The sequence below is a fragment of the Streptomyces sp. NPDC060049 genome (assembly GCF_042736715.1).
Lineage (GTDB): Bacteria > Actinomycetota > Actinomycetes > Streptomycetales > Streptomycetaceae > Streptomyces.
Genome location: NZ_JBHWVV010000002.1, coordinates 106,696 through 127,538 on the forward strand (window position 1 = coordinate 106,696; position 20,843 = coordinate 127,538).

The 20,843-nt window shown below is 71.9% G+C and carries 19 protein-coding genes; 7 read left to right on the forward strand and 12 right to left on the reverse strand.

Features of this window, described 5'->3' with window-relative positions; translation table 11 throughout:
* Positions 1 to 13: 13 nt before the first annotated feature.
* Positions 14 to 409 carry a DUF2267 domain-containing protein gene (locus tag ACFWBY_RS03210; protein WP_385342617.1) on the reverse strand — a complete coding sequence of 132 codons (396 nt, stop codon included), beginning with the start codon at positions 407 to 409 and terminating at the stop codon, positions 14 to 16.
* A 104-nt stretch (positions 410 to 513) separates the two neighbouring features.
* Positions 514 to 948, reverse strand: a complete 435-nt coding sequence (locus ACFWBY_RS03215; protein WP_385342615.1) for an Hsp20/alpha crystallin family protein — start codon at positions 946 to 948, stop codon at positions 514 to 516.
* 131 nt (positions 949 to 1,079) lie between these two features.
* Here ACFWBY_RS03215 and ACFWBY_RS03220 point away from each other — a divergent pair, with 131 nt between their 5' ends.
* Both ACFWBY_RS03220 and ACFWBY_RS03225 read left to right on the forward strand, forming a co-directional pair.
* Positions 1,080 to 1,748 carry an HSP18 transcriptional regulator gene (locus ACFWBY_RS03220; protein WP_385342614.1) on the forward strand — a complete coding sequence of 223 codons (669 nt, stop codon included), beginning with the start codon at positions 1,080 to 1,082 and terminating at the stop codon, positions 1,746 to 1,748.
* A gap of 74 nt (positions 1,749 to 1,822) precedes the next feature.
* Positions 1,823 to 2,221, forward strand: coding sequence for an STAS domain-containing protein (locus tag ACFWBY_RS03225; protein WP_385342612.1), 399 nt, complete (start codon positions 1,823 to 1,825; stop codon positions 2,219 to 2,221).
* 21 nt (positions 2,222 to 2,242) lie between these two features.
* Here the strand turns inward: ACFWBY_RS03225 and ACFWBY_RS03230 are convergent, their stop codons facing one another.
* Complete coding sequence (locus tag ACFWBY_RS03230) at positions 2,243 to 2,569, reverse strand: SpoIIE family protein phosphatase (protein WP_385342611.1); 327 nt, start codon at positions 2,567 to 2,569, stop codon at positions 2,243 to 2,245.
* An 85-nt stretch (positions 2,570 to 2,654) separates the two neighbouring features.
* Here ACFWBY_RS03230 and ACFWBY_RS03235 point away from each other — a divergent pair, with 85 nt between their 5' ends.
* Both ACFWBY_RS03235 and ACFWBY_RS03240 read left to right on the forward strand, forming a co-directional pair.
* Positions 2,655 to 3,038, forward strand: coding sequence for a VOC family protein (locus tag ACFWBY_RS03235; protein ID WP_385342609.1), 384 nt, complete (start codon positions 2,655 to 2,657; stop codon positions 3,036 to 3,038).
* 190 nt (positions 3,039 to 3,228) lie between these two features.
* The gene (locus ACFWBY_RS03240) at positions 3,229 to 4,494 is read left to right on the forward strand and encodes a lectin (protein ID WP_385342607.1); all 1,266 of its coding nucleotides are present in this window, start codon (positions 3,229 to 3,231) and stop codon (positions 4,492 to 4,494) included.
* A 155-nt stretch (positions 4,495 to 4,649) separates the two neighbouring features.
* Here ACFWBY_RS03240 and ACFWBY_RS03245 read toward each other — a convergent pair whose 3' ends face one another.
* Positions 4,650 to 5,381: a hypothetical protein gene (locus ACFWBY_RS03245; RefSeq protein WP_385345232.1), complete on the reverse strand. Its 732-nt coding sequence runs from the start codon at positions 5,379 to 5,381 to the stop codon at positions 4,650 to 4,652.
* A 414-nt stretch (positions 5,382 to 5,795) separates the two neighbouring features.
* Complete coding sequence (locus tag ACFWBY_RS03250) at positions 5,796 to 6,533, reverse strand: SAM-dependent methyltransferase (RefSeq protein WP_385345235.1); 738 nt, start codon at positions 6,531 to 6,533, stop codon at positions 5,796 to 5,798.
* A gap of 575 nt (positions 6,534 to 7,108) precedes the next feature.
* On the opposite strand from ACFWBY_RS03250, the gene ACFWBY_RS03255 reads away from it, so the two are divergent.
* Positions 7,109 to 7,444, forward strand: a complete 336-nt coding sequence (locus ACFWBY_RS03255; protein WP_385409619.1) for a MerR family transcriptional regulator — start codon at positions 7,109 to 7,111, stop codon at positions 7,442 to 7,444.
* 69 nt (positions 7,445 to 7,513) lie between these two features.
* Here ACFWBY_RS03255 and ACFWBY_RS03260 read toward each other — a convergent pair whose 3' ends face one another.
* Genes ACFWBY_RS03260 through ACFWBY_RS03270 form a run of 3 tightly spaced genes read right to left on the reverse strand, consistent with a single transcriptional unit; the run spans position 7,514 to position 9,944 of the window.
* Positions 7,514 to 8,017, reverse strand: a complete 504-nt coding sequence (locus ACFWBY_RS03260; protein WP_385342840.1) for a metallophosphoesterase family protein — start codon at positions 8,015 to 8,017, stop codon at positions 7,514 to 7,516.
* A 23-nt stretch (positions 8,018 to 8,040) separates the two neighbouring features.
* On the reverse strand, positions 8,041 to 8,721 hold the full coding sequence (locus ACFWBY_RS03265; protein ID WP_385342838.1) for a response regulator: 681 nt from the start codon (positions 8,719 to 8,721) through the stop codon (positions 8,041 to 8,043).
* On the reverse strand, positions 8,718 to 9,944 hold the full coding sequence (locus ACFWBY_RS03270) for a sensor histidine kinase (protein ID WP_385342836.1): 1,227 nt from the start codon (positions 9,942 to 9,944) through the stop codon (positions 8,718 to 8,720). The genes ACFWBY_RS03265 and ACFWBY_RS03270 overlap by 4 nt, the downstream gene beginning before the upstream one ends.
* A 303-nt stretch (positions 9,945 to 10,247) precedes the next feature.
* On the opposite strand from ACFWBY_RS03270, the gene ACFWBY_RS03275 reads away from it, so the two are divergent.
* Positions 10,248 to 12,458: an MMPL family transporter gene (locus ACFWBY_RS03275; RefSeq protein ID WP_385342834.1), complete on the forward strand. Its 2,211-nt coding sequence runs from the start codon at positions 10,248 to 10,250 to the stop codon at positions 12,456 to 12,458.
* Positions 12,459 to 12,497: 39 nt separating this feature from the next.
* Here the strand turns inward: ACFWBY_RS03275 and ACFWBY_RS03280 are convergent, their stop codons facing one another.
* A complete protein-coding gene (locus tag ACFWBY_RS03280; protein ID WP_385342832.1) occupies positions 12,498 to 13,355 on the reverse strand; it encodes a hypothetical protein in 858 nt (285 codons plus the stop codon).
* On the reverse strand, positions 13,352 to 13,696 hold the full coding sequence (locus ACFWBY_RS03285; protein WP_385409620.1) for a PadR family transcriptional regulator: 345 nt from the start codon (positions 13,694 to 13,696) through the stop codon (positions 13,352 to 13,354). The genes ACFWBY_RS03280 and ACFWBY_RS03285 overlap by 4 nt, the downstream gene beginning before the upstream one ends.
* A 148-nt stretch (positions 13,697 to 13,844) precedes the next feature.
* On the opposite strand from ACFWBY_RS03285, the gene ACFWBY_RS03290 reads away from it, so the two are divergent.
* Complete coding sequence (locus ACFWBY_RS03290) at positions 13,845 to 14,210, forward strand: iron chaperone (protein ID WP_385342829.1); 366 nt, start codon at positions 13,845 to 13,847, stop codon at positions 14,208 to 14,210.
* A gap of 43 nt (positions 14,211 to 14,253) precedes the next feature.
* Here the strand turns inward: ACFWBY_RS03290 and ACFWBY_RS03295 are convergent, their stop codons facing one another.
* Together ACFWBY_RS03295 and ACFWBY_RS03300 are read right to left on the reverse strand one after the other, a co-directional pair.
* A complete protein-coding gene (locus ACFWBY_RS03295; RefSeq protein ID WP_385342827.1) occupies positions 14,254 to 16,674 on the reverse strand; it encodes a SpoIIE family protein phosphatase in 2,421 nt (806 codons plus the stop codon).
* Positions 16,671 to 20,690: a HAMP domain-containing protein gene (locus ACFWBY_RS03300; protein ID WP_385342825.1), complete on the reverse strand. Its 4,020-nt coding sequence runs from the start codon at positions 20,688 to 20,690 to the stop codon at positions 16,671 to 16,673. Before ACFWBY_RS03300 ends, ACFWBY_RS03295 begins: the two co-directional genes overlap by 4 nt.
* Positions 20,691 to 20,843 lie beyond the last annotated feature (153 nt).

Below are 20,843 nucleotides of genomic sequence, written 5' to 3' on the forward strand. Positions count from 1 at the left end.
CGGGGGGGGGTGGTCAGGTGGGCTGGGGGTGACCGAAGAGGAGGTCGTAGCCGGGTGGGAGCTGGAGCAGGATGTCCCGGGTGAGGTCGTCTCCGGCTGCGGCGGCCACGGTGGAGAGGACCGCGCCGATGTCCCACAGGGCCGTCTTCTCGGTGGCGCCTTCGATCCAGGCGGCCGTCGCGCGGACGAAGCGTTCGGGTGTGAGCGGCTCCGTGGCCTGCAAGGGATTGAGGAGGATCAGGGCGTACGTCTCGGGCAGCCGGGACGCGAGCTCGGCTCGCACGGTGCCGGCCAGGTGCGCGCCCAACAGGGCGAGGACGACGCGGGCCGCCCGTTCGGCTTCCGGCAGGGTCGTGTACTCGCCGCGTTCCTGGACGTGGCCCAAGAACGCCTCCCTGCGCATCGACATCACGTCACCTCCAAAGGGGGGTGAAAGCGGCAAAGGGGGGCGCGGAAGGCGGGGTGCCGGAGGGGGATCGACTGTCCCCGCCTTCCACCGCCGGGTGCGGACGGTCAGCCGGAGATCTGCTTGCGGCCGGACTCGCCACCGATGGTGATCTTGCGGGGCTTGGCGCGCTCGGCGATCGGGATCCGAAGGGTCAGGACACCCGCGTCGTATTCGGCTTCGATGTGATCGCTGTCGAGGGTGTCGGCCAGCATGATCTGGCGGGAGAAGACGCCCAGGGGCCGCTCGGAGAGCTCCATCTGTACGCCGTCGGACTTCCCCGAGGGCCGGCGCTCGGCCTTCACGGTCAGCATGTTCCGCTCGACGTCGATGTCGATCGCGTCGGTGCTCACTCCGGGGAGGTCGAAGGCGATCACGTACGTGTCGCCCTGCCGGTAGGCGTCCATCGGCATCACGGACGGCTTCGACCACGTGCCCGACGTACCCGAAAGCTGCTGGACGATCCGGTCCATCTCACGGAACGGGTCAGTGCGCATCAACATCGCGAAACACCTCCAGTTGGTTCAGGCAGGAACTGCCAATGCGCTTCAACGTGCTTCCGTTGTAACATGTCATCGGAACGATGACAAGCAGAGAGTCATCCAGAGGATGACATTGCACGCCGGAGAGTGCCATGAACGAGTCCGCCCCGCCGAACGCGCGGGTCCCCTTCCTCGCCGCAGCCGCGGCGCTGGAGACCATCGGTCAGACCGTGAGGGCCGCCCAGCGGTCATCCGCAGGCACGCCGACGGCCCAGGCGGCGCCCGCCCCGAGCACGGTCCCGCATCCGGCTCTGGCCGCCCTGCTGATGCTGCGCGAGGTCCGGGAGCAGCTCGCCGGCTGGGAGTACGGACTGATCGAAACCGCCCGCGGGCAGGGCGCCAGCTGGGCCGACCTCGCCGGTCCCCTGGGGGTCGCCAGCCGTCAGGCCGCTGAACGGCGCTACCTGCGACTACGCCCCGGCGCCGCCGGAAGCACGGGCGAGGAACGCGTCCAGGCAACGCGCGACACGCGCGCCGCCGATCGCACCGTGACCGCCTGGGCCCGTGACAACGCGGCCGACCTGCGTCGACTCGCCGGCCAGGTCAGCTCCCTCACAGGACTGCCCGCCGGAGCCGAGAACGCCGTCGGCGACCTGAACCTGGCCCTCGCCGACAACGACGCCGCCCGCCTGGTCCGCCCACTGACCGACACCCGGCCGCATCTGCGGCCCGAGGACGCCGAGCTCGCCGAGCGCATCGACGCCTTGACGCGCCATGCCGACCAGCTCCGCCAGGACACCCACGACCAGCGGAGCGCGTGACCCGACCCGCCCCTGGACCGTCGACCGACCATCCGGGCTGGAGGGACACGCGCAGATCCAAGGAGTGATCCATCATGTTCGAACGCCCCGCGCTGGAGGCCGGCGGCAAGGACATCGCGGTGGAGGTCCTGGACCGCGCCGTCGCGGTCAGGCCCATCGGCGAGATCGACCTCGAGACGGCCGCCTCGCTCCAGGCCGCCCTCGCCGAGGCCCTCACCCACGCCTCACCTGCCAGGGCCGTCGTCGTCGACTGCGGCGGGCTCACCTTCTGCGACTCCTCGGCGCTCAACGCACTCCTCGCCGCACGACGAACGGCGCAGGAGACCGACACCGTCATCCGCCTGGCGGCCCCCCACCCCCAGCTCCGACGCCTCCTGGAGATCACCGGCGTCCTGCCCCTCTTCCCCGTGGACCAGGACCCGCCGACGGCCGACCGCTCCCCGCGAGGACGCCCGGACGCCCTCCCCCAGTAGCGCGGCCCGCGCCTCCCCGTCCTAGGCGCCATGGCGGGACAAGGCCTCGGCGGCATCGTCCTGGAGGTGGCCGTCGTGGTGCTCCAGGACGGCGTGGATGAGGCGGCGCAGCGTCTCCGGGACGGGCAGGCCGTCGGCGTGGTGGCGGATGAGGAAGTCGACGAACCGGGCCAGGCCGAATTCCTCGGTTCCGGCCCGGCGGGCTTCGGTGATGCCGTCGGTGTAGGGCACGAGCCGGTCGCCGGGCTCCAGCCGGTCCTGGCAGAGGCCCACGGCGAGCCCTAGTCCCGCGCCCTTGGGGTGGGCGGGAGGCAGTGATCCGCAGGACGCGTCCGAGCCCCGACGCACACGTGTCCGTACCTCTGCTTTCCTCCCGCTGTGGCCCCTGTACGCGCGGATGGCCGGGCCGGAGCGGCGCACCTATCCTCGCGGCATGGCATGCCGAATCAGCGAACTCGTCATCGACGCGGCGGACCCCGGCCGGCTGGCCGCGTTCTGGTGCGATGTCCTCGGTTACGTCGAGCTGGATCGAGAAGGGGACGGCAGCATCCAGATCGGCCCGCCCGGCGCCGGGTTCGGCGGAGCGCAGCCGACCCTGGTCCTCAACGCGGGCCGTGCCCCCCGGCGCGGGAAGCTCCCGTTGCACATCGACGTCAACGCGACCGACCGCGACCAGGACGCCGAGCTGGCCAGGCTGCTCGCATTGGGCGCCGTGCCGGTCGACATCGGCCAGACCGGAGACGAGGACTGGCACGTCCTGGCCGATCCCGAGGGCAACGAGTTCTGTCTTCTGCGCACTCGGCTGAAGCCGGTCTGACGCCTCGATCGGGACGACGGACGGCGCAATGCGCCCCCGACAGTGCGGGCATCTTGACGTCGGCCGTACGCTGCACCTTGAATCAAGTAGTGAACAAAGGTGCCCCGGACAGCCTGCCTTCGCGTTCATTCCTCGGCGGTGCGTTGTCATGTGCACGACTACATTGTCCCCCCACACCCGAAACGATGTGATGACCGTGCACCCCACCTGGCATCGGCGCGCGCTCTCGTGCGCCCTCGCCGTCCTCTGCTGGGGAGGTCTGGCCGCCCCCGTCAGCGGAGCCGCCGAGCCCGCCCCCGCACCGGCGGCCGCCGCGGCCGTGACCTTCTCCGACGACTTCGACGGACCGGCCGGAGCCGCCGCCGACTCCGGCAAATGGCAGATCGAGACCGGCGACAACGTCAGCAACCACGAGCGCCAGTACTACACGGCGGGCAACCGCAACGCCGCCCTCGACGGGCAGGGCCATCTGGTCATCACCGCCCGCCGCGAGAACCCGGGCAACTACACCTGCTGGTACGGCCGCTGCGAGTACACGTCGGCCCGCCTGAACACCGCGGGCCGCTTCACGCAGACGTACGGGCACGTCGAGGCGAGGCTCAAAGTGCCGCGGGGCCAGGGCATGTGGCCGGCCTTCTGGATGCTCGGCGACGACATCGGCCAGGTCGGCTGGCCGAACTCCGGCGAGATCGACGTGATGGAGAACGTCGGCTTCGAACCGTCGACCGTGCACGGCACCCTCCACGGGCCCGGCTACTCCGGCGCCGGCGGCATCGGGGCGGCGTACTCCCTTCCCGGCGGCCAGGCCTTCGCGGACGCCTTCCACACCTTCGCCGTCGACTGGGCCCCCGACTCCGTCACCTGGTCCGTCGACGGCGTCGTCTACCAGCGGCGGACCCCCGCCGACCTGGGCGGGCGCAGCTGGGCCTTCAACAAGCCGTTCTTCCTGATCCTCAACCTCGCGGTCGGCGGCTACTGGCCGGGCGACCCCGACGGCAGCACGGCCTTCCCCCAGCAGCTGGTGGTCGACCACGTCCGCGTCACCTCGTACGACGGCGGTTCCGGAGGCAAGACCGGCCAGATCAGCGGGCTCGCCAACAAGTGCGTCGACGTGGCCGGGGCGAACCCTGCCAACGGCACCCCGGTCCAGCTCTACGACTGCAACGGCACCGGCGCCCAGCGGTGGACCCTCGGCTCCGACGGAACCGTGCGGGCGCTCGGCAAATGCCTCGACGTCGCGAGCGGGGGCACCGCCGACGGGACCCCGGTCCAGCTCTACGACTGCAACGGGACCGCCGCCCAGCGCTGGGTGGTGTCCGGAGCCCGCGACATCGTGAACCCGCAGGCGAACAAGTGCCTCGACGTCACCGGCGGCAACTCCGCCAACGGGACGCGGCTCCAGCTGTGGACCTGCACCGGGGCCGCCGCGCAGAAGTGGACGGTGCCGGCCGGCTGATCCGGACCGGCCACGGGCAGGCCGACCGCCGGTCGGCCTGCCCGTGGCCGGCCTCGCGAACCCCGTAGGGGAGCGCCTGCCCACTCGGCCGGGACCACGGGCGCTGAGTACGCGGCCGAGCGGCCGCGACCCCGCGACCGCGCCGGGGACGGCCCTCAGGCCGGGGCGTTCCAGGCTGTCGTCAGCCCGTCCAGCCAGGCCGGCGGCAGCTCCTCGGCATCCCACTCCTCCCGCAGCTCCCGCGGCGCGGAGACGAGCCGCTCGAGCACGGCGATGCTCGTGGCGGAGTGGACGAGCGAGTAGCGGCCGTGGACCGTGATGGCACTGCCCGGCCCGAACGCGGCGAACAGCCGCTCCAGCCGGACCCGGTGGGTCGTGGCGAACTCCGTCAGCCGACCCGCGTACCCGGCCCGCTGCCGGGGGCTCATCGTGCCGAGGACGGCTGCGAGCACCTCCTCGGTCACCTCCGGGTCCAGCTCCGAGGCCGCGGTGAACGACTGGTACAGGGACGTCAGCGCCACTCGTGTCCGCTCCACTTCCATACGCCCGGCCCGCTGACGCTCCCCTCCCGGATCCTGCTGCCCGGTGGACCCCACGCTGCGCAGCAGCGTCCGCTCGGCGACCGCGCCGAGTTCCGCCAGCAGGTTCCCCGAGCCGTCGAGCCAGCCCGACTCGTACGCCTCGCCCTTGTCCCCCGGCGCGGTCCGGGCGCCGCCGCTCAGCTCCTCGTACGCGAGGGCCAGCGCACCCGCCTCCACGAGCCCGATCAGTTCCCGCGCGTCATCGAAAGGGACCCCCACCCGCGCGAGGAGCTGCGACAGCGTCGTCCTCGCGTTCTCGACACTGACCTCGTCCGGCCACTGCCGTCCCTCGTCAGCCGTGCTCATCAGGTCCTCCTCATCGCTCCGGTCGTGCGGTACGTCCAACGAGTCCGCCCCCTTCGAGGGTCCAACGCCCGACGGCCGAATGATGATCCCTCGGCGGCGGTTTCCCCCGGGCCTCCTTCCGGACGGCTGGGGAGCGCGTCGGCGGGGACCTGCGGCTTGGGCTCGCCACGGGCACCGCACCGCCCGATACTTCACCATCCCCGCACGATTCTCGGCCATGCCGGCGGCGGCGCGTCAGGGCAGGGGCATGCTCCACGCATGCAGGGGGATCCGCCGTCGGTGGTCTCGTCTTCGGTCTGGCCGCACCGGGGGGCCGGAAGAGCGGAAGGCCGGAGCGCTGACTAACGGAGCGCCGACTGACGGGGCGTCGGCGGGCGCGGAGGGAAACGCGCGACCGCGACGCCCCGAAAGCGGTCAGTCGGATGTCTGACGCAGAACCAGGGAGACGAACCCCCAGGCGTCCCGGTAGGCGCTCAGCCATTCGGCGCGCCGGGTCGTGGCCGTCGCCAGCGCGTGCGCGCTGTCGGGATCTCCGGGGTGGTCCAGGGCCCATGAGGCCAGTGAACCCCAGCAGGCCCATTCGTAGTCGTCCAGCTCGCGGCGCGTGCTGACGTGCCCGTAGACGGGGGTCCACCCGTCGGCGACGACGCGGTCCACGGTGGTCGCCAGGTCGGTGAGCTCCCCGAGCATCTCGACGGCTTCCTGCGACGGGGTGCGGTCCCAGAACCCCTCACCGATCAGGACGCGGCCGCCGGGAGCCAGGTGCTCACGGGCCGCCGCGAGGGTGGGGAGCAGGCCACCGAAGGCGTGCGTGGCCCCCACGCTGAGCACCAGGCCGAACGACTGCGCCGACACGAAGTCCGCGGCGGGCCGGCGGTGGAGGACGAGTCGCTCCTGGACGCCGGCGCGGCTCGCCGCCTGACGGGCCTCCGCCAAGGCGTCCTCGGAGATGTCGACGCCTTCGGCCCGCAGGTGCGGGCGCGTGGCGAGGGCGCGCAGGAGCCACTCCCCGCCACCGCAACCGAGGTCGAGCACACGCTCGTCGCCGCGCGGGATCCCGCGTTCGAGAAGCCGGCGCACCGAGTCGTCGTCGAGCGGGGAGCGTATCGGGTGGTCGGTGTGGGCGATCTTCGAGATCTGTTCACGGTTCACTGGCGCACTTTGTCAGCGTCAGGGGCCGCTCGCACCTCAATATGCCGACACACCGAAGCCTTGCCCGGGACTCGCGCCCGCCTGCCGGCCGTCAACCCGGCGATGACAGCGCCGGTCCTCCGCGTCACCAGTTGTTCGAAAGCGATTACCTCACGGTCGAACACGCGAAAATCTATGGCGGCTGAAGTAGACATTGGATCGTGACGTGGTTATGGTTTCTTTCGTAACGCAGAGAGACAGCAGGGCCTGGCAGACACGAACTGCCGGGCGGGCAGTACGCGCAGTCGCAGTTCGCAGGACTACGAAGTTGATTCACCGAGGGAAGAACGGAGGAGCCAGGCGCCATCAGGATCGCCCGGGCGGAAGTCCGAGCCCGGGTACCGCAGGACATCGATAGCGAGGTGGTCTCCGGTCAAGCAACCGCGATCCCCGCGCCCCCGACAGCATTCCGGTCGGGTCCGCGGACACAGAAGGCCGGCGCAGCATCAAGGTCGGCAGATGGTGTAGCAGTTCCTTCGGGGCCCTGGTGCCGTACGGCACCAGGGCCCCTCCACGCGTTCCACGAGAGAGGTGCAATGACAGCAGACGACTCGTTCGGCCGTCTCGACGACGACGACTGCCCCGCCTACACCATGGGCCGGGCCGCGGAAATGCTCGGCACCACCCAAGGCTTCCTCCGCGCCATCGGCGAAGCCCGCCTCATCACCCCGCTGCGCTCCGAAGGCGGCCACCGCCGCTACTCCCGCTACCAGCTGCGCATCGCCGCCCGCGCCCGCGAACTCGTCGACCAGGGCACCCCCATCGAAGCCGCCTGCCGCATCGTCATCCTCGAAGACCAGCTCGAGGAAGCCCAGCGCATCAACGCCGAATACCGCACCGCCGAACCAGCGCGCCGCACCGCCGCGACCTGAGACGGGCGGGATCCGCGATCGCCCTGCGGCCGGCGGCTCCCACGCGTGCCCGGCGGGCGCGCCGCTCCCTCAGGCCTTGCCGGGCAGGTGGTGGAGGGCCATGTGCCGCAGGTCGCCGTCCACGACGGTGAGGGTCAGGAACGTGTGGTGGGGCTGTCGGCGGCGATCGGTCGGAGATCCGGGGTTGAGCAGGCGCAGCCCGCCCGGGGCCGTGGAGTCCCACGGGATGTGGCTGTGACCGAACACCAGGACGTCCGTGTCGGGGAAGCGCGCGGCGCAGCGCCGTTCGCGCCCGGCCGCCGGGCCCGTCTCGTGGACCACCGCGAAGCGCAGGCCGCCGAGGTCGGCGCGCGCGACCTCGGGCAGCCTGCCGCGCAGAGCGGGCCCGTCGTTGTTGCCGTACACGCCGATCAGGCGGCGCGACCTCGACTCCAGCAGGTCGAGCGTGGCCTCGTCGGTCCAGTCCCCCGCGTGGATCACCGCGTCGGCCTCGTCGACGGCTGCCAGCAGGGCTTCTGGCAGGCGCTTGGCGCGGGCGGGTACGTGCGTGTCGGAGGTCAGCAGCAGCCTCATACCCCCACCGTAGGCAGCCGGCGCTACCGTGCGGTGACGAGGCCCGATTCGTAAGCCGCGATGACTGCCTGGGCTCGGTCGCGCACGGCGAGCTTGTCGAAGATGCTGGTGATGTAGTTCTTGACGGTGGACACGCTGATGTCCAGGGCGCGGGAGATTTCGGTGTTGTCGAGGCCGGTGGCCATGAGGTGCCACACCTCGACCTCTCGGGGGGTGAGTTCGCCCAGCCCGTTGGCGGCCGGCCGCGGACCGCGGGGCGTCCGTACGTAAGTGGAGATCAGCCGCGTGAGCAGGCGCGGCGCGACGGCGGCCTCGCCGGCGTGGACGGTGCGGATCGCCGCACTCAGCTCCTCCGGGGAGCTGTCCTTGGGGAGGAAACCGTAGGCTCCGGCGCGCAGGGCGCCCACGACGTACTCGTCGAGGTCGAAGGTACTGAGGGCCAGGACCCGGCAGTCGGGCACCGTGGCGGCGAGTTCCCCGGTCGCGTCGACGCCGTCCATGACGGGCATCCGGATGTCCATCACCACGACGTCCGGGCGCAGTTCGCGGGCGAGGGTGACGGCATGCGCGCCGTTCTCCGCCTCGCCCACCACCTCGAGGGACGGGTCCGGGGAAAGGATCAGCGACAGGCCGCGCCGAACCAGCGGCTGGTCGTCCACGATCAGCACCCTGATCCTCGGCGGTGTCGGCCCGGGCCCGGTCATCGGTGTGCTCCCTCGTGCTGGACGGCCGCTTCGGCCGCTTCGTCCATGGTCAGCGGCAGGTCGGCCACCACGGCGAACCCCCCGTCGGTCTGCGGGCCCGCGGTGAGGGTGCCGCCGTGCAGGGCGACGCGCTCGCGCATGCCGACGAGGCCGTAACCGCCCGTGCCCGGCGCGGGCGCCCCCTCCTGCGGCGGTGCGCCCCCGCCGTCGTCCCGCACCTCGATGGTGATCCGGTCCGGGTGGTACGTCAGTCGTACGGACGTGTGGGCGGGCCCCGCGTATTTGCGGGCGTTGGTGAGGGCCTCCTGGGCGATCCTGAACACCGTGAGCCCGACGGTCGGCGGCAGCGGACGCGGCGGACCGCAGACGCTGAGCTCGGTGGGCAGTCCGGCGAGACGGGACTCCGCCACCAGGCGGTCGAGGTCGTCGGCGCCCGGCTGGGGCAGCGGCGGCAGGTCCTCCGGTTCGTCGCCGGCCCGCAGTACGTCGAGGAGCTGGCGCATCTCGCGCAGCGCGAGCCGCCCCGAGGCCTCCAGGGTGACCAGGGCGTCGCGGACGACCTCCGGTTGCGCGATGTTGGCGCGGGCTCCTCCGGCCATCAGCTGCATGGTGGTGATGTGGTGGGCCACGATGTCGTGCAACTCCCTCGCGATGCGCCGGCGTTCGTCCGCCACCGCGCGATCGGCAAGGAGCCTGCGGTTGGCCGCCACCTCCCCCTGCCATCGGTTGACCGCCAGGCCGGTGCCGACGACGATCAGGGTCGAGAGGAGCGGGCTGACGGCATCCCGCCAGGGCGGAATCCGGCCATGGCTCTGGCTCAGCAGTGTCAGCGCCACCGTCGCGGCGGACGCGAGCACCGTGACCCGGCCAGGGCGGAGTCTGGCGACCGAGTAGAGGCCCACCACCAGGACGGCACCGAAGTGAGTGGGCAGCGGTACGGCCAGGGCGGCCGTCGCGTCGAGTGCCAGTACCGCGGCGAGTGCCGCCACGGGGTGGCTGCGCCGGGCGAGCAGCGGCACGGCCGCCAGCGCGACGAGGAGGAACCCGGCCACGCTCAGGTCGTGCTGCTTGTCGGGGTCGTTGAAGAACACGTAGCTGAGCAGGTTCAGCGCGCAGGCGCCGCCGGTCACGAGCGCGTCGTTGCGGGTCCACGGCGGTTCGGCGCTGTCCGTGTACAGCGAATCCCGGCCATCGCCAAGCTCGTCGTTTCGACTCCTGGGCATGTCTGTTCTCCCCTTTGTCCGGCCTCCCGGCCCCCGGGAAAGGGTTGCACAGCCGCAGGGGCGGCAGCCGCGGTGCCATGACCATGTGGCGGCGGTCAGCGTTCCCGACCCGCCCCGGAGCGGACCAGGACGAGGACCGGGACCAGGACCAGGGTCCTGGTCGAGCGCCGGAGAGGGACCCTGGTCCCCGGTCCGGATCATCCGCTGCCATGACGCCGGCCGGCCCCTGCGAATGATGGTCTGGGGACCGGCCGGGAACCCCCGGCAGACGTCCGATTTCAAGTCCGTCCGCCGGAGGACATCGTGATCCGCGCCCTGACCGGATACTCCACCCGAAACCCTTGGAAGGTCATCGCCCTCTGGATGGTGGCGGGTGTCGCACTGAGCGCCTTGGTCCCCACCTTGCTCGCCCGCGTCACCCAGCACCAGACCGGGGACTTCCTGCCCCGCAGTTACGACTCGGCCGCCGCGCTGCACATCGCCGAGGAGCAGTTCGGGGTGAACCCCGACGCCACCACGGTGACGGTCCTGGTCGCCCGGTCCGACGGCAAGGCCCTCGGCGCCGCCGACCGCGAGCGCGTCGCAGCCGAGGCGGCGAAACTGGCCGAGCGCCGGGTGATCATGCCCAGGGAGGACGACATGCCGTCCTTCCTGGTGCCGGACCGCTCCCAGACGCCCAGGATCGCCCCGGCGATGACGGCGCCCGACGGGAGTTTCGAACTGCTCTCCGTCCAGCTGACCGGGAACCCCTCGGACAAGGGGGTCCAGGGCGTCTACCGGACCTTCCGGGACTCCGCCCGGACGCAGTTCTCCGAGGCGGGGATGCGCACCGGTTTCACCGGGAGCCTCGCCGACACCGTCGACACCACCGATGCGCACGAGACCGCCGCGGTAGTCGGGGGCGCCCTCGTCATGGGGTTCATCGTCCTGCTGAACGTGCTGGTGTTCCGCAGTGCCGTTGCGGCCCTGCTGCCGCTGCTCGCGGTGGCCGTCATCGGCGGCGTCGCGGGGGGAGCCGTGGCGGGAGCCGCGATGCTCACCGGGCGCAAGCTCGACGCGGGCACGCCCGCGCTGATCCAGGTGGTCCTGCTCGGCATCGGCATCGACTACCTGCTGTTCCTGCTGTTCCGATTCCGCGAACACCTGCGTGCCCGGCCCGAGCAGTCCGCCCGCGAGGCGGCCGAGCAGGTCTCCGGCCGGGTGGGCGTCGCGATCACCTCGGCGGCGCTGACCATCGTCGCCGCGTTCGCCACCCTGGGCCTGGCGACCTTCGGACAGTTCCGCTCGCTGGGCCCCGCGATCGCCGTCGCCGTGCTGGTGATGCTGCTCGGCAGCCTCACCCTGATGCCGGCGCTGCTCGCGGCCGCCGGGCGCAAGATGTTCTGGCCCTCCCAGACCCTGCGCCGCACGCCGCGCGAGGGCCGTGCCGCCCGCTTCGGCGCGCTGGTCACGCGGCGACCGCTGGCGATGCTGGCGGCATCCGTCGCACTGCTCGCCGCGCTGGCCGCCGGCCTGGTCGGCATACGCATGGACTACGGCCGGGGCGACTCCGGTGACCCGACCCCCGCCGCGGCCACCGCGGCCGAGATCTCCCGTACGCTGCCGGCCGGCGTGTCGGACCCGACGAGCGTGTTCGTGACCGCCACGGACGGCGGCACCCTCAGCGCCGACCGCGTGGGCGGCCTCTCCCATGCGCTCACCCAGGTCAAGGGCGTGGGCCAGGTGGGGCAGATCGTCCTGAACGAGGACCGCCGTGCCGCCCGGATCGACCTGTACCTGACCGCCGACCCGCAGAGCCAGCAGGCCCGCGACCTGGCCTCCGGACCGGTCCGGGCCGTCGTCGCCGGGAACACGCCGGCCGGGACGACGGCGCACGTGGGCGGGACGTCGGCGGTCTTCGCGGACATCGCCACGGCCGTCGACCACGACTTGAAGATCGTGTTCCCGGTCGCGGCCGCGCTGATCGCGCTGATCCTCCTCGTGCTCCTGCGGAGCCTGCTCGCGCCGGTGGTCCTGATGCTCTGCGTCGGACTCGGCTTCGCGGCCACCCTCGGCGCCAGCACGCTGCTCTTCCAGCACGCCCTCGGCAAGCCGGGCGTCAGCTTCACCCTCCCCCTGGTGCTGTTCCTGTTCGTCGTGGCACTGGGCACCGACTACAACATCCTGATCGCCGACCGGATCCGCGAGGAGATGCAGCGCCCGGGCCCGGCCCGCGCAGCCGTGGCCCGTGCGGTGCGGCACACGACTCCGGCCATCGCTATGGCCGGGCTGGTGCTGGCCGGTTCCTTCGCCACGCTCGCCGCGACCCCGGGAAGCGAGCAGGTCGCCTTCGCGATGACGCTCGGCATCATGCTCTCCGCGCTCGTCCTATCGCTGGTGCTGGTCCCCGCTTCCGCCGCGCTCCTCGGCCGGGCCATCTGGTGGCCGGTCCGCCCGGGGTCCACCGCGGGCGGCCGCCCGCAGCACCGTCCGGCCGAGCCTGCCCGGGAGCCCGACCAGGTCGCCGCGCGCTGACTCTCGGGCCGGAGTGCCTCAGGGGTGCGCGAGCCCGTCTCACACTGACGGCGCCGGGCCGCGTCGGCGGCGGATGCCCACCGCGATGGAGACCGCCAGCAACAGGCCCAGGACGTGGGGCAGGGGCAGCTCGCCCAGCGCCCCCGTGAGGCGGCCGAGCGCGACGAAGAGGAGGCCCGCGAGGAAGACCGCGGGTGCCGTGCGCAACCGGGCGAAGGCCTGTCGGCCGGCGAGCACCAGCCCGCCGGCCACGGGCACGGCGGTGTACAGCCCGTCGAGCCGGTCCGGGAGCGGCCACACCGCGGACACGACGGTCAAGGCCGCTGCCCCGGCCAGCACGGCGCTCGTCCCGGTCGCCGTACGCAAGCGCGGGGCCGGACGCAGGTCGGGCGGGCTGAGCACGGCGACCAGGGCCAGGAGGAGAACCGGCCCGATGAGGAAGACCGCGACGTCGAGGCTCAGCCGGTCCGCCTGGGCGGCGAAGAGCGCGGCGGTGCCCGCCAGTACGCTCCACGCGCTTCCTGCCCGGCGGCCGGTCAGGGCCAGCGCGGCGACCAGGACCGTCGCGAGGCCGGCTGCCGCCGTCGAGGCCTCGGAGCCGGTATCGAGGACCGGGTAGCCGAAGTAGAGGGCGCCGAGCGTCACCCTGGACGAGTACATCGCGTTCGCGCCGACCGCGAGGACGGCGAACGGCGCCAGAGCGGCGAGGAACCGCCCGGCGCGGCGCGCCGAGCCCACTCCGAGCCGCATGCGCAGTGCGTGCCCTGCGACATCGGCGGCCTCGCGGATCCGGGCCGGCCTGCCCGCGCCGTCGGTGGCCTCGTGGTAGGCGTCGGCGATCTCGTCGCCGAACTCCCGGCGGTAGGCGGCCGGATAGAGCCTCAGCAGCGCGCTCACGCGGTCACCGCCGTGTTGAATCCGCCGAGCCCCAGACGTCGGGTCGCCTCCTGGGCGGTGCGCGCGATACGGGCCGCCTCGGCGGCCAGGACCTCTCGCCCACGCGGCGCCAGCGTGTAGCTGCGCCGCCTGCGGCCGTCGACCACCTCCTCCTCGTGGACGGCGATGAGCTCCTGCTCGAGGAGGCGCTCCAGGGCCCCGTACAGCGTTCCGGTGCGCATTTTCGTGCGGCCTTCCGAGATCTCCTCGACCTCCCGGGCGATCGCGTATCCGTGCCGTGGAGCGTCGGCGATCGCGGTGAGGATGAGCAGGGTCGGCTCTCGCAGAGGTTGATCGTTCACATCCGTACGATAGGTCGGCATCCGACATATGTCGATGACCGACCTATTGAGCCTCGGTCTTCGCCGCCCGGGGCCGGGCGAGCGGCTGCCCGAAGACCGAAGACGGTCGAGATGCCGGTCGGGCTCCTGACCGGCGTAGCCTCATGGAATGGTGCACAGCGACGCGGAAGACGCAGCCGGCTATCTGGCCGAGGTTCCCGAGGAACGCAGGGACGCTCTGACCCGGCTGCGGCAGCTGTGCCGAGAGGAGCTGGAAGGCTTCACCGAGGTCATGGCCTACGGAATGCCCGCCTACGCGCGCGACGGCACCATTGAGATCGCGTTCGCCAGCCAGAAGCAGTACGTCTCCTTCTACCTCATGCGCGGCGACGTCCGCGAGGCGTTCGAGGAACGGCTCGCCGGGCAGGACATGGGCAAGGGCTGCCTGCGGTTCCGCAGACCGGAGAACATCGACTTCGGCCTGGTGCGGGATCTCCTCAGGGCCACGGCCGCCCGGCCCGGCGAGATCTGCTGACGGGACCGGACCGGCACCGTTGCGCGCGCCGGCACCGGGCGCTTCAGCCGACCTGGATGCCGATCACGCAGGTGTCGTCGTCCGTGTCGGAGCGGCTCTCGGCGAGGAGGCGGTCCAGCCGCCCGTCCAGGTCTCCGGCTCCGGCGGCCGCCGCGTTCACCAGGTGGCCGAGCGAGTCCTGAACCGAGGAGTCCCGGCGTTCCACGAGCCCGTCCGTGTACATCAGCAGGGTGTCGTCCGGTTCGAGCTGCACCTCCCGCTCGACGTACGTGACATCGGGCAGCGCTCCGAGGAGCAGGCCCTCGATGAGCGGGAAGGCGTCGGCCTCGCCCCCGCGGACGAGTACGGGCGGCAGGTGGCCCGCGCGGGCCCAGCGCATCACCCTCGTGCTCGGGTCGAACAGGCCGCAGACGGCGGTGGCCGTCACGTGCTTGGCGAGGTGATGGGTGACCGTGTTGAGCCAGGACAGCAGCTGGGCGGGTCCCGCGCCCGTGACGGCGAGGCCGCGCAAGGCGTTGCGGAGCACCACCATGCCGGTGGCGGCCTCGATGCCGTGACCGGCGACGTCACCCACGGACAGCATGATCAGACCGGAGGGCAGGACCACGGTGTCGTACCAGTCGCCGCCGACGAGCGACTCCATCTCCGCCGGCCGGTAGCGGACGGCGATCCGCAGGCCCGGTGCCTCGATGGCCGGTGGGGTGGGGGGCATGATGGCGTGCTGGAGCTGGAGCGCCAGCCGGTTGCGCTCGGCGGACTCGGCCTCGGAATGGGCGAGCTGGTCCCTGGTGGCGGCCAGTGCGACCTCGGTCCAGTGCTGGGCGGAGATGTCCTGGTAGGCGCCGCGCACCGCGTGCAGCCGCTGGTTCGCGTCGAGGACGGGCTCGGCGACGACCCGGATGTGGCGGGTGATTCCGTCGGGCCTCTGGAGGCGGACATTGACGGAGGCGGGGCGGCGGTGGCGCAGCACCGCCCGCAGGAAGCGGCCGAGGGCGGCGGAGTCGTCCGGATGGGCGTAGCCGGGCAGTTCCCGCAGCCGTACCGGGGGCGCCGTGACCGGGAGGCCGTGCAGCGCGTACAGCTGCGCGTTCCACGTGGTCTCCCCGGTGGCGAGGTTCTCCTCGAAACCGCCGATGCGGCCCAGGCGCTGGGCGTGCTGGAGGAGATTGGCGAGCCGGGCCGTCTCGCCCTCGATCCGCCAGATCAGCAGGACGGCGGCGCCGTGACGGCTGACGCTGATGTCCGCGACCGAGGTGAGCGGGATCTGGTCGACGAGCGCGGTCAGGCTCATGCGTTCCGCCCTGAACGGCTCGCCCGTCGCGTGCACGCGCTCGATGATGTCGAACAGGCCGCTCTCGCCGGCGGCCATCGGATACGCCTCCAGCAGCAGCGCACCGTTGACATCACCGCGCGGGCGGCCCGCCGGGTCGACGAACCGGCTGCCGGTGTGGCGGATGCGGAAGTCGCTGAGCCGGCCCTCGGGGTCGAGGACCGGAGTGAGCACCACGGCCGGATCGTGCAGTCCCTCGGCGAGGTCGATGAGTTCCACGACGTCCGGGAGCACCGACTCGGCGGTCGTGAGGTCGCGCGGGGGCGACGCGTCCATGGTGCGTGCGCACAGCTCGGCGAGGGCCTCGATCTGGCGCTCGATCTGGGGTGGCTGTGTCGTCAGGGGCTGCGGCCAGCAGATTTCGAGGACGCCGTGGATCCGTCCGCCCGTCCCCGTCGGCACGGCCATCCGTCCGCCGTCGGGCCACTGGAGGTGGCCGATCGAGGGCAGTCCTTCGCGTCCGATCCGCGCGAGGGTGACCAGCCTGCGCTCCCGCAGCGCGAGGCGGGCGACGGTGGCGACACCCGGAGGTACGTGGCGCCAGCGGGCGGCCTCGCTCGCCGGGAACCCGGCGTGGCCCGCGAGGGCCAGCGAGCCGTCGGGCACCGCGGTCCATACGGCGACGGCGACCGCCCCCAGGGGGCCGAGGGCGTTCGTCAGGAGGGATTCGGCCACGGCCTGTGTGTCGGCGGCGGCGGCCAGCATGCCGCTCTCGGCGGTCCGCAGCCGGACCGACAGCGTGGAGTGCGACTCGGCCGGCTCGTCAGCCGTCCCGGTGCGCTCGACGAACGCGGCGGCGATCTCGCTGACGTGGTCGCGGGACGCCTGGTTGACGATGTCGGCGGCGAGTTCGAGGGAGGACATCCCGCTGTCACGGCACAGTACGTCGAGCTGCCGTGCCGCCGCGGCCGGCGTGCAGTGCAGCTGCCCGATCAAGATGCCCTTGGCCAGTTCGACCAGGGCCCGGCCGTCGGCGGCGGCCTGTGCCTCCAGCACCTCACGGCGCAGCCGTTCGACGGTGGCCACGAGGCGTCCCAACGGGGTCGGGGCCTGGTGCGGGATGGCGCTCGCGATGTGGTCGCCGACGGATGCGTCCCGCGGGCACGCGTCGTGCCGCTGTGTGTCCCCCGTCATCGCATGAGCCAGTGTCGGACGCGGGCGATGAGGTCGTCGGCGTCCACCGGCTTGGTCACGTAGTCGCTGGCGCCCGCGGCGAGGCTCTTCTCCCGGTCCCCGGGCATCGCCTTGGCGGTGACCGCGATGATGGGCAGGCCCTCGTACGCCGGCATGCGCCGGATCTCGGCGGTGGCGGCGTAACCGTCCAGTTCGGGCATCATCACGTCCATCAGGATGAGGTCGACGCCGGCGTTGCGGGTGAGGGCGTCGATGCCCTTGCGGCCGTCCTCGGCGTGCAGCACGTGCATGCCGTGGAGTTCCAGGATCCCGCTGAGCGCGAAGAGGTTGCGCGCGTCGTCGTCGACGACGAGCACGGTGCGTCCGGCCAGGTCGCCGTCGAGCACGTGGGCGGCCTGCTCCCGCTGCGGATCGCCGTGCACGAGGGGCAGGACGTCCCCCGGCTGCTCGGCGGACAGGTGGAGCGCGATGCGTTCGCGCAGCTCGTCCAGACTGGACAGCAGTTCCACGTGGCGTGTCGCGGACCGCGCCCGCAGGACCTCCTCCCGACCGGTCCTGACACGGGGGTTGTTGTGGGCGAGGACGGGCAGCGAGGCGAGGGCCGGGTCTCCGTCGAGCGCGTCGAGGAAGCGCAGCGCTTCGCCGTCGGGCATGTCGAGTTCCAGGACGACGCAGTGGAAGGCGTCGGCTGCCAGGGCGGCGGCTGCTTCCCGCGAGCTGGTGGCATTGACCACTTGGATGCCGCCGCGCTCCCCGGTCATCTGATGGTGGGCGGCGAAGTCCCGGTCGGCGCTCTCGGCGACGAGGGTGAGCAGGCCGTTCGGCCGTTCCTCGATCACCAGCAGGCGGCGGGGCCGGCGCTGCGCCGGGAGCACGGGTGCGTCCCTGCGGCCCGGATCGGCCGTCTCGGAGGCGGCGCCGGTCGGGAGCGCCGCGGGGATCTCGGTGGGGCCGGCGTCCTCGTAGCGCGCGCGGGTGACCGGTAGGTAGAGGGTGAAGGTGCTGCCCTGACCGGGCGTGCTCTCCGCGGTCACGGCCCCGCCGAGGAGCTGGGCGATCTCGCGGCTGATGGACAGTCCGAGGCCGGTACCGCCGTACTTGCGGCTGGTCGTGCCGTCGGCCTGCTGGAAGGCTCCGAAGACGGACTCCAGCTGCTGCTCGGGGATGCCGATGCCGGTGTCCCGGACGCGGAAGGCCAGGATCGCACCGCGCCGCGAAAGCCCTGCGGGGACCTCGGGGGCCGTAGCCGGTTCGATGCGGAGCTCGACGCCGCCGCGCTCGGTGAACTTGACGGCGTTGGACAGCAGGTTCCGCAGGATCTGGCGCAGCCGCGAGTCGTCGGTCAGCAGGTCCTGGGGGGCGTCGGGGGCGGTGGTGACGGTGAAGTCGAGGCTCTTCTGCGCGGTCATCGGACGGAAGGTGGCGTCGACGTACTCGAGCAGCTGGGGCAGGTCCACGCGCTCGGGATGGATGTCCATCTTTCCGGCCTCGACCTTCGACAGGTCGAGGATGTCGTTGATCAACTGGAGCAGGTCCGAGCCGGCCGAGTGGATGATGCCCGCGTACTCGACCTGCTTGGGGGTGAGGTTGCGGCTGGGGTTCTGCGCGAGCAACTGGGCGAGGATCAGGAGGCTGTTGAGCGGCGTGCGCAGCTCGTGGCTCATGTTGGCCAGGAACTCGGACTTGTAGGTGGAGGCCAGCGACAACTGCTGCGCACGGGTCTCCAGTTCCTGCCGGGCCTGCTCGATCTCCAGGTTCTTGGCCTCGATGTCGCTGTTCTGGCTCGCGAGGAGCGCGGCCTTCTCCTCCAGCTCCGCGTTGGACCGCTGGAGTTCCTCCTGCTGGACCTGGAGTTCCTCCGAGCGGGCCTGGAGTTCGCCGGTCAGCCGCTGGGACTCGCCGAGGAGTTCGTCGGTCCGGGCGTTGGCGACGATCGTGTTGACGTTGGCGCCGATGGTCTCCATCAACTGGGCGAGGAAGTCGCGGTGCACGGGGGTGAAGGCGGTGAAGGACGCGAGTTCGATCACTCCGAGCACCTGGTCGTCGACGACGATCGGCAGGATGATCAGGCTGCCCGGGGTCGTGTGGCCCAGCCCGGAGGAGATGACGTAGTCGCCGGGGACCTGATCGGTCGCGATGATCCGGTGGCTGCGGGCCGCCTGCCCGACGAGGGACTCGCCGAGGGCGAATCCGGCGCTCTCCACGGCGCCCGCGGGACGGCCGTAGGAGCCGACGAGGGTGAGCACGGCGCCGCGGGGTCCGTCCTCGGCGAGGTAGAAGGCGCCGTACTGGGCGGCGACGAGCGGCGTCAGTTCGTCCATGACGAGTTCGGCGACGGCGGCCAGGTCACGGTGGCCCTGCATCAGGCCGGAGATGCGGGCCAGGTTGGACTTGAGCCAGTCCTGCTCCTGGTTGGCCCGGGTGCTCTCCCGCAGCGAACCGACCATGGAGTTGATGTTGTCCTTGAGTTCGGCGACCTCACCTGAGGCGTCGACCGTGATCGAGCGCGTCAGGTCGCCCTCGGCGACGGCGCTGGCGACCTCGGCGATGGCGCGGACCTGGCGGGTCAGGTTGCCGGCCAGCTCGTTGACGTTCTCGGTGAGGCGCTTCCAGGTGCCGGAGACGCCCTCGACCTCGGCTTGGCCTCCGAGTCTGCCCTCGCTGCCGACTTCGCGGGCGACCCGGGTGACCTCGGCGGCGAAGGCGGAGAGCTGGTCGACCATCGTGTTGATGGTCGTCTTCAGCTCCAGGATCTCGCCGCGCGCGTCCACGTCGATCTTCTTGGACAGGTCGCCGTTGGCGACGGCCGTCGTGACGAGGGCGATGTTGCGGACCTGGCCCGTGAGGTTGTTCGCCATGGAGTTGACGTTGTCGGTGAGGTCCTTCCAGGTGCCCGCCACGTGGGGGACGTGCGCCTGTCCGCCGAGCCGGCCCTCGGTGCCGACCTCGCGGGCCACGCGGGTCACCTCGTCGGCGAACGCGGACAGCGTGTCGACCATCGTGTTGATGACCCCGGCCAGCGCGGCGACCTCGCCCTTCGCCTCCACCGTGATCTTCTGCGAGAGGTCGCCGCGGGCGACCGCGGTGGCCACCTGTGCGATGGAGCGCACCTGGCCCGTCAGGTTGGACGCCATGACGTTGACGTTGTCGGTGAGGTCCTTCCACGTGCCGGACACCCCCCGGACCGTGGCCTGGCCGCCCAGGTTGCCCTCGGTGCCGACCTCGCGGGCCACCCGCGTCACCTCGTCGGCGAACGCGGACAGCTGGTCGACCATCGTGTTGATGGTCTCCTTCAGCTCCAGGATCTCTCCCCGAGCGTCCACCCGGATCTTCTGCGTGAGATCGCCCTGCGCCACGGCGGTGGTGACCTCGGCGATCGAGCGCACCTGGGCGGTCAGGTTGTCGGCCATGACGTTGACCGATTCCGTCAGGTCCTTCCACGTCCCGGAGACGCCCTTGACGTCCGCCTGGCCGCCGAGCCGGCCTTCGGTGCCGACCTCACGGGCCACGCGCGTCACTTCCCCGGCGAAGCCGGAGAGCTGGTCGACCATCGTGTTGATGGTCTCCTTCAGCTCCAGGATCTCGCCGCGCGCGGTGACGGTGATCTTCTGCGAGAGGTCGCCCTTGGCCACGGCGGTCGCCACCTGGGCGATGGAGCGCACCTGGGCCGTCAGGTTTCCGGCCATGAAGTTGACCGAATCGGTGAGGTCGAGCCAGGCGCCCCCGACCCCGGGTACGTCGGCCTGGCCGCCCAGTGTGCCCTCGGTGCCCACCTCGCGGGCCACCCGCGTCACCTCGGAGGTGAACAGCGACAGTTGGTTGACCATCCCGTTGAAGACGGTGGCGATCTCCCCGAGCAGCCCGTCGGTACCGTCGGGCAGGCGCGTGCGGAAATCCCCGTCGCGTACGGCGGTCAGGCCGGCCAGCAACTGGCGCAGCTCCGACTCGCCGATCCCGCCTTCACCCGGCAACGGTGACACCCCGCTCGGTGAATCCGTGCCAGCCCGCTCGGCCATCCGCCAACCTCACTCTCGATACCAAACCGCTCCTGTACGCGGGAGCGCGGCAGTCTCCTGGCATCAGGGCGCGCCGGAGCGCCCGTCTCCGCAGGAGTCCTCCTTCGCCGCGGCACCGGTCCGGGGTGAAGGCTAACGCCGCCGTAGGGACGA

What these genes read in the sequence shown, in the direction of transcription:
- ACFWBY_RS03210 (WP_385342617.1), bottom strand. Translation starts at nt 409, where the DNA reads ATGTCGATGCGCAGGGAGGCGTTCTTGGGCCACGTCCAGGAACGCGGC.
- ACFWBY_RS03215 (WP_385342615.1), bottom strand. Translation starts at nt 948, where the DNA reads ATGTTGATGCGCACTGACCCGTTCCGTGAGATGGACCGGATCGTCCAG.
- ACFWBY_RS03220 (WP_385342614.1), top strand. Translation starts at nt 1,080, where the DNA reads ATGAACGAGTCCGCCCCGCCGAACGCGCGGGTCCCCTTCCTCGCCGCA.
- ACFWBY_RS03225 (WP_385342612.1), top strand. Translation starts at nt 1,823, where the DNA reads ATGTTCGAACGCCCCGCGCTGGAGGCCGGCGGCAAGGACATCGCGGTG.
- ACFWBY_RS03235 (WP_385342609.1), top strand. Translation starts at nt 2,655, where the DNA reads ATGGCATGCCGAATCAGCGAACTCGTCATCGACGCGGCGGACCCCGGC.
- ACFWBY_RS03240 (WP_385342607.1), top strand. Translation starts at nt 3,229, where the DNA reads ATGACCGTGCACCCCACCTGGCATCGGCGCGCGCTCTCGTGCGCCCTC.
- ACFWBY_RS03245 (WP_385345232.1), bottom strand. Translation starts at nt 5,381, where the DNA reads ATGAGCACGGCTGACGAGGGACGGCAGTGGCCGGACGAGGTCAGTGTC.
- ACFWBY_RS03255 (WP_385409619.1), top strand. Translation starts at nt 7,109, where the DNA reads ATGACAGCAGACGACTCGTTCGGCCGTCTCGACGACGACGACTGCCCC.
- ACFWBY_RS03260 (WP_385342840.1), bottom strand. Translation starts at nt 8,017, where the DNA reads ATGAGGCTGCTGCTGACCTCCGACACGCACGTACCCGCCCGCGCCAAG.
- ACFWBY_RS03265 (WP_385342838.1), bottom strand. Translation starts at nt 8,721, where the DNA reads ATGACCGGGCCCGGGCCGACACCGCCGAGGATCAGGGTGCTGATCGTG.
- ACFWBY_RS03270 (WP_385342836.1), bottom strand. Translation starts at nt 9,944, where the DNA reads ATGCCCAGGAGTCGAAACGACGAGCTTGGCGATGGCCGGGATTCGCTG.
- ACFWBY_RS03290 (WP_385342829.1), top strand. Translation starts at nt 13,845, where the DNA reads ATGGTGCACAGCGACGCGGAAGACGCAGCCGGCTATCTGGCCGAGGTT.
- ACFWBY_RS03295 (WP_385342827.1), bottom strand. Translation starts at nt 16,674, where the DNA reads ATGACGGGGGACACACAGCGGCACGACGCGTGCCCGCGGGACGCATCC.
- ACFWBY_RS03300 (WP_385342825.1), bottom strand. Translation starts at nt 20,690, where the DNA reads ATGGCCGAGCGGGCTGGCACGGATTCACCGAGCGGGGTGTCACCGTTG.